Origin of the sequence: Actinoplanes sp. NPDC026619, assembly GCF_040638295.1 — a bacterium.
Lineage (GTDB): Bacteria > Actinomycetota > Actinomycetes > Mycobacteriales > Micromonosporaceae > Actinoplanes.
Genome location: NZ_JBEZYA010000022.1, coordinates 182,331 through 195,172, shown reverse-complemented (window position 1 = coordinate 195,172; position 12,842 = coordinate 182,331). Strand labels below are relative to the sequence as shown.

Sequence of the window (12,842 nt, the reverse complement as noted above, 5' to 3'; positions counted from 1 at the left end):
GAGGACAACCCCTCTATAGCGGGAGTTCCGCTGTTCCATACGCATCGACACACCCGCTTGACACCCCGCCACCACCGCTAACTACGCGGCATTGGGGTTAGCTGTTCTGCTTGATGCGGTTGGTGAGTTCCGCGATCTGGTTGTACAGCGAACGGCGCTCGGCCATGTGCTGGCGGATCTTGCGGTCGGCGTGCATGACCGTGGTGTGGTCACGGCCGCCGAAGGCCTGGCCGATTCGCGGCAGCGAGAGGTCGGTTAGCTCGCGGCAGAGGTACATCGCCACCTGGCGCGCGTTGACCAGGACCCGGCTGCGGGAATGGCCGCGCAGGTCTTCCAGGCTCACGCCGAAATAGTCGGCAGTGGACACCATGATCTGGTCGGCGGTGATCTCCGGGCCGGCGCCGTCGGGCATGAAGTCCCGCAGAACCTCCTCGGCCAGCGAGAGCTGAACCGGTGACCTCGTCAGGCTGGCGAAGGCTGTCACCCGAATGAGGGCGCCCTCGAGTTCGCGGATCGAGTTCGAGACCCGGCTCGCGATGAATTCGAGGACGTCGTCGGGGGCGTACATCCGTTCCTGGGCGGCCTTCTTCTGAAGGATCGCGATCCGCGTCTCCAGATCGGGCGGCTGGATGTCGGCGAGCAGGCCCCACTCGAAGCGGGTGCGCATGCGGTCTTCCAGCGTGGCCAGTTGCTTCGGGCTGCGGTCGGAGCTGATCACGATCTGCTTGTTCGCGTTGTGCAGCGTATTGAAGGTGTGGAAGAACTCTTCCTGGGTGCGCTCGCGGTTTTCCAGGAACTGGATGTCGTCGATCAGCAGGATGTCGACGTCGCGGTAGCGCCGCTGGAACGCCTGGGTCTTGTCGTCCCGCAGGCTGTTGATGAAGTCGTTGGTGAATTCCTCAGTGGACACGTAGCGGACGCTCCGCGCGTGGCCCAGCGTCGTCGCGTAATGACCGATCGCGTGTAAGAGGTGTGTCTTGCCCAGACCCGAGCTGCCATAGATGAACAGTGGGTTGTAGGCCTTCGCCGGCGATTCCGCGACCGCGACCGCGGCGGCGTGCGCGAAGCGATTGGACGAGCCGATGACGAACGTCTCGAACATGTACTTCGGATTGAGACGGTTGCCGTCGTTCGTGCCGCGCGGATTGCTGGACGGGCGGATGTCGAGCGGCGCGCGGCCGGGACCGTTGTCGCCGCGGATCGGCAAGGCGTCGTCGATCAGTGTCGGCCGGTCGTCCGGCCGGCGCGGGGTGTCGCGCAACTGACTCTGATCGGCTGACATCCGGCGCGGGGCGGACTCGTTCGGGTCACCCTGGTTGCCGCCCTGGTGCGGCGGGCCGCCTCGGCCGAGCGGGGTCTGCTGCATCGGTGCCGGTGGGCCCGGATCGAACAGCGACTCCTGGCCGCCGCGGGCGGTGGGCACATTCCGATAAGGCGAGGAGGTCTGCGGGCGGCTGTCCCCATAAGGATCGTGACCGTAGGACGGAATCTGCTCCGGCTGGCGCGGCTCGGGCTCGGCGTAGTGCCGGGGCTGTGGCTCCTCGGCGATCGGCTGTTCGACCGGGGTGCCGTAGACGGTGCCGGGCAGACCGGTGCCGTCTTCCGGGGGCTTGACCGTGACCGCGACCTGTATCGGCCGGTTCAGCCGGCGGCTCAGCGCCTCGGTGATCGCGGGCCGAAGCCGGGACTCGATCACGTCGCGGGTGAAGGCGTCCGGAACGGCCAGCAGCGCGGTGTCCTCCACGATGGCGCGCAGCTTGGTCAGCTGCAGATAGGCGCGCTGCTGCGGCGACGAGATCTCGTCGGCCAGCTCATCGAGCGTCGCCTTCCACACACCGCTCAGGTCAGCCTGATCGGCCACCTCCGCGCCACCCCCATCGCCACCGACCCCCGGTGGACCTTGTCCGGCTTACCGCCCTCGCTGCGTCGTCGCCCGTGTTCGGGCGCTCGACGGTTCCCCCAATCCAGCACCACATTTAACGTGCTGAACACGCTTGGCGCCACCGGTTGTCCACAGGTTATCCACAACCTGTGCACGCGTCGGCGGTCACTCCCCTGCCGGACGGACGGCAAGACACCCCGGAGCCTGTAACGGCGCGGTTTGAACAGGCTCACCGTGCCGAACGATCCACCTGCTTGTCCGGTTTTGGTCCGCTACGTCGTGGTATGCACAGTGCGCTGATGACCAGCAAACGGGCACGCTAACAGCGACGTTGCCGAAGCTACAACTGTCACACCGACGGGCAAACGCCCGACGGCGGGAAAAGATTCACTACGCGCGCAGAAAGACGAGCCGCCGCGAGGTGTTGATCTCCCCCGTCGGCGTGCCGAGCCACGATATGGTTGACCGACATCGCAGCCCTGCGTAGGGTCGGGCGGTTGCTCCGCCGCGTTCTGATAAAGTGGCGTCTTGCAGCTCTCTAGTCTGCTGGCATCTGGCCCCTGGACGTTGTACGAAGACGGAGTTCTCACGTGAGCAAGCGCACCTACCAGCCGAACAACCGCCGGCGTGCCAAGACCCACGGCTTCCGGCTGCGCATGCGCACCCGTGCGGGCCGTGCCATCCTCGCCGGTCGCCGCAGCAAGGGCCGCGCCAAGCTGTCGGCCTGAGCCGGCGGCTGTCGGGCCCGGATGCCCAGGTAGTCATGCTGGCCGCCGCGCAGCGTCTGCGGCGCAGTGCTGACTTCGCAGCCACCATTCGTGGTGGCCGCAGGGCAGGACGAGGCACCGTTGTCGTTCATCTGCTTCTAGAGGAGCCGGTGCGAGCCTCCACGGCACGCGCCGGCTTCGTCGTATCCAAAGCGGTGGGTAACGCGGTGGTCCGTAACAAGGTCCGTCGACGGCTTCGCCACCTGGTCCGACCACTGCTGGCCGACCTGCCCGACGGGTCGGTGCTGGTGGTCCGGGCGCTGCCGAAAGCGGCCGAGGCAACCTTCATAACTCTCGGTGCAGATCTCGAGGCGGCCCTGACGGCGGCTCGCAAGCCACGGAGGCCGCGATGAGCGTTCTTGCCCGAGTGCTGAGCGCGATGGTCGTCGCGTACCGTCGTTATGTGAGTCCGGCCTTGCCGGCCCGCTGTCGGTTCTATCCCTCGTGCAGCGCTTACGCCCTGGAGGCGCTGGCGAAGCATGGTGCGGTGCGAGGGACGGGGCTGACAATCTGGCGGCTCCTGCGCTGCCACCCCTTCCACCCTGGCGGGTACGACCCGGTGCCTGACCCGATCCGTCACCGACCTGCCGATGTGACTGGAGCCTGAATTGAGCCTCGACTGGATCTACTACGCCATTTCGTGGATCCTCCTGCGATGGCATGCCCTGTGGGACGCCGTACTGCCGAGCGGCCGTTTTATCGGCACCAACTGGGCCTGGGTGCTTGCCATCGTCTTCCTGGTGGTGACGGTCCGCGTCATCCTGTTCCCGGTCTTCGTCAAGCAGATCAAGAGCCAGCGGGCCATGCAGGCGCTGCAGCCCAAGGTCAAGGCCCTGCAGGAGAAGCACAAGGGTGACCGGGAGACGCTCCAGAAAGAAATGATGGAGCTTTACAAGGTCGAGAAGGCCAACCCGCTGATGGGCTGCCTTCCGATGTTCTTGCAGATCCCCGTCTTCCTGGGCCTGTTCCACACCCTTCGGCGACTCAATCCGGGCAACACCCAGACCACGCTGTACGGGTGGACCCACCAGCAGTTCACGGACGCCACCGCGGCACGCCTGTTCACCGCACCGCTCGCCTCGAAGTTCGGGTCCACCCCGCAGGACCTGATCTCGCTGGACGCGAACGGCACCACGGTCAAGATCGTCGCCGGCATCCTGGTTCTGATCATGATGGCCACCACTTACGCGACCAGCCGGCAGATGATCCTCAAGACCGGTTGGGCCGAGGACCCGCAGCAGAAGATGATCCAGCGGCTGATGCTCTACGGCATCCCGTTCTCGCTGCTCATCTCCGGTTCGCTGTTCCCGATCGGTGTCATCATCTACTGGGTCACGAACAACCTGTTCACCCTGGCCCAGCAGCAGTGGGTGCTTCGCAAGTTCCCGCCGCCGCAGATGGCCGGCAAGAACGGCAGTGCGCCGAAGGCGAGCGGTCCCCCGGTCAAGTCGGCCGGCTCGGGCGGTTCGAAGAGCCCGGTTCAGCCCGGCCGCACCGGTGGCCTGTTCGGCCGCAAGCCGCAGCCGGAGCCGGAAGCGCCGGTCGTTGACACCAAGAAGCTCGGCCCCCGTCCCGGTGCCAAACCGGTGAATCCGAAGAAGGGCGCCCGGCCGGCGAGTAAACCCAAGGGATGATCGCGGCTCGGGCGTCGTTCGGCGCCCGAGCGCTCCCCTTCGCATACCTGCCCGCGGGTGCCGCCGCGGGGACAGCGGACCGAGCAGGTCCGGCCCGATTGAGTACGGAGATGAGACCGTGACCGACACCAGCACTCCCGAATCATCGGTCGCCGCCGGGACGTCCTCCGAGGCCACGGCCTCGGAAGAGACGCCGGAGGAGACCAAGAAGTCGGAGACCGTCACCTCCGAGAGTGACCTGTTCAAGCAGAGCGAGATCGCCGCCGATTACATCGAAGGCCTGCTGGACATCCTCGACTACGACGGCGACATCGACGAGCTGATATCGGGTGGCCGGCCGATGGTCGAGGTGGTCGGAGGTCGGCTGCAGCCGCTCGTCGGTCAGCGCGGCGCCACGCTGGAGGCGCTGCAGGAACTCACCCGCTTGGCGATCTTCCGGGCGACCGGTTCGCCGAGCCGGCTGCTCCTCGACATCGGTGGCTACCGCGCCTCCCGTCGTAAGGAGCTCGCCGCCGTCGCCCGCAACGCCGTCGAGAAGGTCAAGGAGCACGGCGACCCGGTGCGGCTCGAGCCGATGTCGGCCTTCGAGCGCAAGTGCGTGCACGACGTGGTCAACGCGATCTCGGGTGTGCAGAGTGAGTCGGAGGGCGTCGAGCCCAGCCGCCGAATCGTGGTTCGTGCGGCCGACTGACGATGACTGACCCACGCTACGGCGCGGGTGACCTCGGCCCGGGCGAGTCGTCGCCCGGGCCGTCGTCTTTCCCGGGGCGCCGCTCCGCTCGTCCGCGTCGGCCTTTTGCGTTTCCTGGCCGCTCTGCTTCCTCGTCGCGTTCCTCTTCGCCTTCTTCTTTGCCTGCGTCCTCCCGAGCGGTCGAGCCCGCAGCGGAGCCGCCCGAGTCCATTTCCGCTCCCGCTTCGCCTGATCTTCCGTCGCCGATGCCCCCTCCGTCGTTTCCCGCTTCTCCTCCCTCCGCCTCTCCTCCCTCCGCCTCTCCTCCTTCCGCTGTTCCCGACTCGGGGTCCGGTGGCGCTGAGCCGGAAGGGGCGCTGCCGCCGGCCGAGTTCTTGGGCGTGGCTCGGCAGGTCTTCGGGGATCGCTTCGAACTGGCGGTCGCGTATGCGCGGCTGCTCGTCACCGACGGCGTTGTGCGCGGATTGATCGGGCCGCGGGAGGCGCCACGGATCTGGGAGCGGCATCTGGTGAATTGTGCCCTTATGTCGGAGATCATCCCTTTCGGCGCTTCCGTGGCCGACGTAGGGTCTGGTGCCGGTTTGCCCGGTATCGTGCTGGCTGTGGCCCGGCCGGATCTCAACATCACCCTGGTCGAGCCTCTGGCACGACGAACTGCGTTCCTCGACGAGGCGGTGGACGCGCTGGGCCTGTCGTCGTCCGTCACGGTCGTGCGGGGCCGCGCGGAGGAGGCGATCGGTGGGCCTGCGGCCGGCGCCGATGTCGTCACCGCGCGGGCGGTGGCACCTCTCGACCGGCTCACCGGTTGGTGCCTTCCGCTGGCGCGGGTCGGGGGTCGGTTGCTCGCGCTCAAGGGTGCGTCGGCGGCCGATGAGCTGGCGGAGCACGGGGCGGTCATCGCCGGCCTGGGCGGAGGCGAGCCGGTGCTGCGCCTTTGCGGGGTGGGTCTCATCGACCCGCCCACGACGGTTGTCGAGATCGTCAAGGAGCGGAACGTCGTGCCAGTGCGGCCTAAGCCGGGCGGCAAGGCGGAAGGTTCGGGGCGCGGTTCCGGTGCGAAAGCCGGTGGGCGAGGTTCCGGGCGAGGGAGATCGCGGAGGGGATAGATGGCCAAGCGGGGCGCGCGGAAGAGGAATGCCAGGAACCGACGTCCCGATCAGGCCGTACCTTCGGTGGATCTGCCCGTCCAGCCTGAGGGTGAGGCGCTTCCGTCGCTTGCCGGTGAGGCGCCTGCTGACGAGCGGCGCACTTCTCCTCGGCCTCGGCCGCGGCCTGAGGTGCCGGCTACGGGGCGCGTCTCGGTCAACATGAGTCCCTCGGTGGACCGGGACAGCCCGTCCGGACCTGCTCCTGCTCCGCCCCGTGCTGCGGGGCCGGTTGCCTGGGATCTGCCGGTGCCGGTTCTCGGGTCGTCGCTTTCTGGAGGGCTGCCGCCGGCGCGGGTCGGGGCGGAAGGGCCGGAAGGCTCTGGACCTGGGGTGGTGGGATCCGATGGGGAGGTGTCTGGACTTCGGGACGCTGCCACGGGGCCTGACGCGCGCCTGGGTAGTGGGACGGGGGTCGAGCAGGCGGGGGCGGCCGGGATGGGGAATTTGACGGTGCCGCCGCGTACACCTGAAAAATGCGCCATGCCGGAAGCGCGGCAGACTGCCGGTGTCCCTCGGGATGGTGCGCTGTTTTCGGCCGATTTGGCCGGAGAAGGCGCGTTCGACGAAGCCGCCGCGTTAAGCCTGGTGCCGGGCGTGATGGTCTTTGCGGCGCCGCCGGTGGATGATCTGGCTACGTTGCACTCGCCTCATCGGGCGGACGGCCGTGGCGAGCCTCGCCCGACGGCCGTAGGCTGGCCGAGCGTCGATAGTGTGGACCGGTCTTCTACCGCCGGAGCGCACGTGTCGCCTACCGACCCGTTCCTCACTAACAGGGATAAAACGGTGCATGAGTTCGGTGTTTCACGTGAAACCGAGTCGCCTCTCGGGCCTGGATCATCCACGGGAGTGGGGTTCAGTGGGCCTGGTGGTGCGTACCCGCTCGACCAAAGTGTGCCGTCACCTCGGGTAGGAAGCGGATATTTGCCGCAAGCCGCCGCGGGGCAGGTGTACGGAACGCCCTCACCGCAACCCGGTCCAGAGGAACCTCGTCGATCGCCCGCTCCCGCTCCACGTTCGGCGCCACCGGCGGTGTCGGCACCGGTTCCGGTGTCTGCTGCCCCCGTTTCTTCCGCGCCCACCTCGGGCGGTCCGATCGCCCCCGCGGGTCCCTCATTCGGTCCGGCCAGCGTTGCGCTCGACGCTGACGAGCATGTTTCACGTGAAACGCCGAGTCAGGATGAAGACGATCCGCCGCTAGCCATGGAAGCGTTGCGAGCTGTGCAGATCCTCAACCCGAGCGGCGAAATCACCATGCCGCGTCCGGACCACCCGAGGGTGCTCTGCGTCGCGAACCAGAAGGGCGGCGTCGGAAAGACGACGACGACCGTGAACCTGGCGGTCGCCCTGGCGCTGCACGGCAACCGCGTGCTCGTCGTCGACCTCGACCCGCAGGGCAATGCCTCGACCGGTCTCAGTGTCCCTCACCACGCCGGCGTGCCGGACGTCTATGACTGTCTGATCGACAATGTGCCGCTGTCCGAGGTCGCCCAGCCGGTGGAGGGCATTCCGAACCTCTACTGCGTGCCGGCCACGATCGACCTCGCCGGTGCGGAGATCGAGCTGGTGTCGGTGGTGGCCCGTGAGTCCCGGCTGGCCCGGGCGATTGCCGCACACCCGGAGAAGTTCGACTACGTCTTCATCGACTGCCCGCCGTCGCTCGGCCTGCTGACGGTCAACGCCCTCTGCGCGGCGCAGGAGGTGCTGATCCCGATTCAGTGCGAGTACTACGCGCTCGAGGGCCTGAACCAGCTGATCAACAACATCAACCTGGTCCGGCAGCACCTGAACCCGACGCTCGACGTCTCCACCATCCTGCTGACCATGTACGACCGGCGCACCCGGCTGGCCGATGCCGTCGAGCAGGACGTGCGGAACCACTTCGGCACCAAGGTGCTGAACGCCGTGATTCCGCGGAACGTGCGGGTGTCGGAGGCTCCGAGCTACGGCCAATCCGTGATGACCTACGATCCCGGATCAAGGGGTGCGACCAGCTACTTCGAGGCCGCCCTGGAGATCGCGATGCGTGGCGTCAGCACAGGAGGAACGGCATGAAGAACCGTCCACGGGGCGGCCTGGGCCGCGGCCTGGGCGCGTTGATCCCGACGGCTCCGGCTCCGGTCGTCGATCCCGCTTCGGGCCCGGTCGCGCCTTCGCAGGCGCCGATCCCGCCACCCGCAGCGCCGTTCGACTCGGTTCCGGATGCCGACGCATCGTCGCCTTCCGCGCGGTCTCGGACCGCTTCGTCTTCGTCCTCCTCCGAGGAGTTGGCGCCGGTTCCTGGGGCGCGGTTCGCCGAGTTGGCGATCACCGCGATCGTGCCGAACCCGAAGCAGCCCCGTCACGTCTTCGATGAGGAGGCGCTCGAGGAGCTCAAGACCTCCATCACCGAGGTCGGGATCCTGCAGCCGATCGTGGTGCGGGATCTTGGCGATGGCCGCTATGAGCTCGTCATGGGTGAGCGGCGGTTGCGCGCCGCGCAGGCGATCGGGCGGGAGTCGATCCCGGCGATCGTGCGCGAGACGCGCGATGACGCCATGCTGCGGGACGCGCTGCTGGAGAACATCCACCGGGCGAACCTGAATCCGCTCGAAGAGGCGGCCGCATATCAGCAGCTGCTCGAGGAGTTCGGGGCGACACACGAGGAGTTGGCGAGGCGGATCGGGCGTAGCCGGCCGCAGATCTCCAACACCATCCGGCTGCTCAACCTGCCGGCGCCGGTGCAGCGTCGTGTCGCCGCCGGGGTGTTGTCGGCGGGGCATGCACGGGCGCTGCTCGGGCTCGACGACGGTGAGGCCCAGGAGAAGCTTGCGCTTCGGATTGTGGCCGAGGGGCTTTCGGTGCGGGCTACCGAGGAGCTTGTCTCTCTCGCGCTCGCGGATGGTCCGGTCAAGAAGGCGGCACCGACTCGACGGGCGAAGGTACACGCGCCGGCGCTGAACGAGTTGGCTGATCGCTTGTCCGATCGGTTCGACACTCGGGTGAAGGTCGACATCGGCCGGAACAAGGGAAAGATCACCATAGAGTTTGCGACGGTCGATGATCTTGAGCGGATCGTCGGGATGATCGGGGTCGAAGAGGAAGGGGCGGGCGCCGTAGAGGAGTGACGGCACCCCTTTTGATCCGGGGATCAAGGCACGTGATTCGTCACGTGCCTTTCTTGGTTTTTAGGATACCTTTTCGTGTTCTGTCAGTTTTGGTGGTCTGGAGGGGTTTTGTGGGCCTTCCGATTTGGCCGTTGACCCGGATCTCGCCCATCCGGAAATCCCAGGAGAATGGCTCTGAGAGAACTTAAACGGGCAGGGCTCCCTGGTTCATGTCGATCATCATCAAGATCTGGTGTGCGTCGTTGCAATGTCGGGATGTCTTTAGGGAGTATCGAATGATTGATGAGCGGCCTGATCCACCACGCGCTGGAGGGGAGCGAGAGACGCTCCGGGTGTTCCTCGACTTTCATCGGGCGACGCTTGCCATGAAGTGCGCGGGGCTATCCGATGAGGAGTTGCGGTTGCGGTCCATGCCGCCGTCGACGCTGACTCTGCTCGGATTGGTTCGGCATATGGCTGAGGTTGAGCGGACCTGGTTTCGGCGGGTGATTGGTGCGGAGGAGGTGCCGCTCGTTTGGTCCACTGAGGGGGACTTCCAAGTGGCGTACGACGCTCGATCATCGAGCCGGTCTGAAGCGTTCTCGGCGTGGGAGGCGGAGGTGGTGCGGTCGCGGGAGATCGAGGCCGGCGCGGAGTCTCTTGACGTGATGGGTCACCAACCGCGATGGGGTGAAGACGTGTCACTCCGCTTCGTGATGCTCCACATGATCCACGAATACGCCCGCCACAATGGCCACGCCGACTTCCTGCGAGAGGGCGTCGACGGCGTCGTCGGAGCCTGAGTTTCTCCGTTGCTGGCCTCGGCTTGAGCATCCCGGTCGGCCCTGGCCCGACGCTTTGCTGTCGTCGGCGGGTCTTCCGATGGCATCGGCTTAGCAGCGGTAGCGGATCTGATTGCCGGGCCATCTCGCCTGCCAGCTCTCCGCCGTTCGTCTGCTTGCGGGCGGGCAAGCGGGGTCGGCTTTCGTGGGGGTCGCTTGCTCGTATCGGGCGTGGTTTGGTTATACCCGCGCTTCGGTTAGGCGCCTCTAGGTCTCGCTGTGACGGCCCGCTGGGTTGGTTTCTCTACAGCAGGCGAGGTCTTCGAAGCCTCCGACTGCGTGGTCTCGGCCATTGTCCTCGCGGTCGCGCACTGCTGGCGGGCCTTGCTCTGTTGAGTCCGGTGGTTGGTTGGTGGGGTGTCGGCGCGATGTTTCACGTGAAACGGCGCGACCTACTCTCGCCGGAGGGCCGGCGGTCGCAGGAGGGCCGGCGGTCACAAGGAGGGCGCCTTTGTCTGCGTGGCCGCATCCTTTGTGGGCGTCCCCAGGGGTGAGCAGTCAGCTGTCACCGGCAGCGGTTGCGCCGCTCTGGAGTACCGACTGTAGAGCGCTGGGGGCCCGACTCGAGGGCGAGATTCTTGGGCCGCTGAGATCTCATCACTCTGTGGCTCGGCCGCCTTGGGCCTCCGATCGGCCTGGGCTCCCCGCTGTCGCATCGCCTGTCGCTCGCCGGCGCCGACGCAGACGGCCTTCGTCCGGTGATGGCCTTGGCTTCGGCGAGGCTAAGGGTTTGGTCGGCGCGAAGGTGCTCCGCCTGCGGCCCTTCTCTAGTTCGGATGCGCCAGGCTCATGAGTGGCATCCGGGATCGGACTCTGCTGAAGCAGAGCTTTCCTTCTTGGCGGTCGATCTGTGGCGTGGCGCGGGTCGCGAGCTGTGCCGTTCCGGCATTGCCGAAGTGTGTTTCGGGGCAGGCGGTCCCTTCTATCCGCCTCTTGGAACGGCAAGCTCCGTGGCTCGGCGTGGAGGGTTTGGCTACTTGCCCCCAACGGCCCACCCACGTTTCACGTGAAACATTGGCCACGCCGTTCCCGCCGACCCCAGCTCCTCAGAAGCCGGCTCGTCATCTCAGGGCTCGGAGACAGATTCGCCGGTTCCGGGGGACAGCGGAGGAGCCGATGGCGTCGGGTGTCCAGAGGCGACTGCGCGAACGGAGCCGAGAGCATCGCCTGCCTTCGGCGCGGCTCGGCGCGAGGCCAGTCAGCTTCATTCCGCCACTCGGGCAGCGATGGCACTCCTGCTCCTCACATCATCTGGGCGTGCAACGGACCTGATGTCAGGACCCCTCGCTCGTCCTGCCTCTTTAATCGCTGGGCCTCGCAGCTGCAATCCGGGTTGCACGCCGTTCCTGCCCTCGGATCTCGACTCCTAAGTCGGGGCGTGCCGAACCGAATCTCGCTGCTGCGTGCCGTGCCTCTTGGAGAAGATGCGGCCAGTCTCAAAGTCGGTGTCGCGTCCGACGGCTGTCTCCATCCAGGACCCTGTCCTTCCTGTCGAGGTTGACACCAGGGGAACCCGGACCACGTCGGAGAGGCTCAAGGCTGTGCCCCGCCACCGGGACTGACGACGTCTTCGCGGTGATCTTCTTAGAAGAGCCTGATGCGCTCGGGCGACCAGCTGGCTTGGCCGGCGGAGCCAACGTTCGAGTGGCACCGGAACTCTGTCCTCGCCCACGTCCTCGAAGCCCAACGGCATCTAGAGGCGTGCTCACGGGCCTTGGGGCCGGTGTTTGTTCCTTCCGTCAGTCAGGCTCCGGGCGGATCGCGCGGGCGTCGTCAGAGACGTAACGCACTACCCCACCTATAACCCTCGTTTCACGTGAAACGAAGACGTCCGCGGATCGCAGGTGCTCCTCCACCTGCAGCGCCGTCCGAAGCCAGGCGCGAGCAACGTCCGGAGTCCCGCAACCAGCCTCGTTGGGAGTGGGGGCGGCCGTGCCGCAGTCGCACCGTGTTCGCGGCACCGGGTTGCTCGGTTGCTCGGCTGCTTGGCGCCCTCGGCCGGGCGCCGCGCGCCTACGGCGGTTCCGGGTCTGCCGACGGAGAGATCTTCCTTGGCCTCCGTCGAGCGATCGCATCCGCGGAGCCGTCGTCCTGCCGGGCAACGAGCGAGGCGACTCGTCCGCCCGGAAGGGAGAGCATCCCACTGGACCGCGTGCCTTTGCCTGCCGCATCGCGGACGATCCGATGCGGCATCGGTAGGTCAGCGGCGATGACTGACACTGCCGAGACTGACCCCATGGTGCTGCTCGCCTGGCCGACCGCTCGGGCGCTGCGAGAGATTCCGCCGACGTTCCTCCCGTGGTGCTCCGGGCTGTGGGCGTCTAGCCGGTAACACTTCAGCTCCTGCGTACCTGCGTCACAGCTCGAGGCACGCTCGCCAATCCCAAGTTCTCGACTCACGACCCGAGTGCCGCGACCTTGGTGCCGGCTCCGCGGTGCGTTGCTGAATCGGGTGGCTTCCTCCACCGACACAGTGAGCCGCGTAGGCGCGGTTCTCTTGCCTCCAGAGCCGTAGCCTCCATCCTCCGGATCTACCTAGGTCGACTGGCTCGCAGCCCTGGTCCGCAGCGCTGGCGCGTTCCACGCTGGTTCGGAGCGCTGGCCCGCCACGATTCTTCAGCGCGCGGTGTCGTCAAACTCGTCCGCTGCGCTCAGCGCCACCCCTTGTTTCACGTGAAACCGCGGCACAGAATCCTCGGAGCCGGGAGCCGGGAGCCGGGAGCCGGGAGCCGGGAGCCGGGAGCCGGGAGCCGGGAGCCGGGAGCCGGGAGCCGGGAGCCGGGAGCCGGGAGCAC

General features: G+C 67.0%; 10 protein-coding genes. 9 read left to right on the top strand and 1 reads right to left on the bottom strand.

The window, feature by feature from the left end; translation table 11 throughout:
• Positions 1-97: 97 nt before the first annotated feature.
• The gene (dnaA, locus tag AB0E90_RS37750; protein ID WP_360416607.1) at positions 98-1,861 is read right to left on the bottom strand and encodes a chromosomal replication initiator protein DnaA; all 1,764 of its coding nucleotides are present in this window, start codon (positions 1,859-1,861) and stop codon (positions 98-100) included.
• A 611-nt stretch (positions 1,862-2,472) separates the two neighbouring features.
• Between dnaA and rpmH the strand changes: the two genes are divergently transcribed.
• From rpmH to AB0E90_RS37705, 9 genes are all read left to right on the top strand, one after another.
• A complete protein-coding gene (gene rpmH / locus AB0E90_RS37745) occupies positions 2,473-2,610 on the top strand; it encodes a 50S ribosomal protein L34 (protein ID WP_030440868.1) in 138 nt (45 codons plus the stop codon).
• Positions 2,611-2,645: 35 nt separating this feature from the next.
• Positions 2,646-3,002, top strand: a complete 357-nt coding sequence (gene rnpA, locus AB0E90_RS37740; RefSeq protein ID WP_360416604.1) for a ribonuclease P protein component — start codon at positions 2,646-2,648, stop codon at positions 3,000-3,002.
• On the top strand, positions 2,999-3,256 hold the full coding sequence (yidD, locus tag AB0E90_RS37735) for a membrane protein insertion efficiency factor YidD (RefSeq protein WP_360416602.1): 258 nt from the start codon (positions 2,999-3,001) through the stop codon (positions 3,254-3,256). The genes rnpA and yidD overlap by 4 nt, the downstream gene beginning before the upstream one ends.
• Before the next feature lies 1 nt (position 3,257).
• Positions 3,258-4,283 carry a membrane protein insertase YidC gene (gene yidC, locus AB0E90_RS37730; RefSeq protein WP_360416600.1) on the top strand — a complete coding sequence of 342 codons (1,026 nt, stop codon included), beginning with the start codon at positions 3,258-3,260 and terminating at the stop codon, positions 4,281-4,283.
• A gap of 118 nt (positions 4,284-4,401) precedes the next feature.
• Complete coding sequence (locus AB0E90_RS37725; protein WP_360416598.1) at positions 4,402-4,974, top strand: R3H domain-containing nucleic acid-binding protein; 573 nt, start codon at positions 4,402-4,404, stop codon at positions 4,972-4,974.
• Positions 4,975-5,219: 245 nt separating this feature from the next.
• Positions 5,220-6,080: a 16S rRNA (guanine(527)-N(7))-methyltransferase RsmG gene (gene rsmG / locus AB0E90_RS37720; RefSeq protein ID WP_360416596.1), complete on the top strand. Its 861-nt coding sequence runs from the start codon at positions 5,220-5,222 to the stop codon at positions 6,078-6,080.
• 1,134 nt (positions 6,081-7,214) lie between these two features.
• Positions 7,215-8,174 carry a ParA family protein gene (locus AB0E90_RS37715; RefSeq protein ID WP_360416623.1) on the top strand — a complete coding sequence of 320 codons (960 nt, stop codon included), beginning with the start codon at positions 7,215-7,217 and terminating at the stop codon, positions 8,172-8,174.
• The gene (locus AB0E90_RS37710; RefSeq protein ID WP_360416594.1) at positions 8,171-9,226 is read left to right on the top strand and encodes a ParB/RepB/Spo0J family partition protein; all 1,056 of its coding nucleotides are present in this window, start codon (positions 8,171-8,173) and stop codon (positions 9,224-9,226) included. Before AB0E90_RS37715 ends, AB0E90_RS37710 begins: the two co-directional genes overlap by 4 nt.
• A gap of 209 nt (positions 9,227-9,435) precedes the next feature.
• Positions 9,436-10,008: a DinB family protein gene (locus tag AB0E90_RS37705; RefSeq protein WP_360416592.1), complete on the top strand. Its 573-nt coding sequence runs from the start codon at positions 9,436-9,438 to the stop codon at positions 10,006-10,008.
• Positions 10,009-12,842: the final 2,834 nt, after the last annotated feature.

Coding starts and splice junctions, on each gene's coding strand:
- rnpA (WP_360416604.1), top strand. CDS start 2,646: ATGCTGGCCGCCGCGCAGCGTCTGCGGCGCAGTGCTGACTTCGCAGCC.
- yidD (WP_360416602.1), top strand. CDS start 2,999: ATGAGCGTTCTTGCCCGAGTGCTGAGCGCGATGGTCGTCGCGTACCGT.
- rsmG (WP_360416596.1), top strand. CDS start 5,220: ATGCCCCCTCCGTCGTTTCCCGCTTCTCCTCCCTCCGCCTCTCCTCCC.
- AB0E90_RS37710 (WP_360416594.1), top strand. CDS start 8,171: ATGAAGAACCGTCCACGGGGCGGCCTGGGCCGCGGCCTGGGCGCGTTG.
- AB0E90_RS37705 (WP_360416592.1), top strand. CDS start 9,436: ATGTCGATCATCATCAAGATCTGGTGTGCGTCGTTGCAATGTCGGGAT.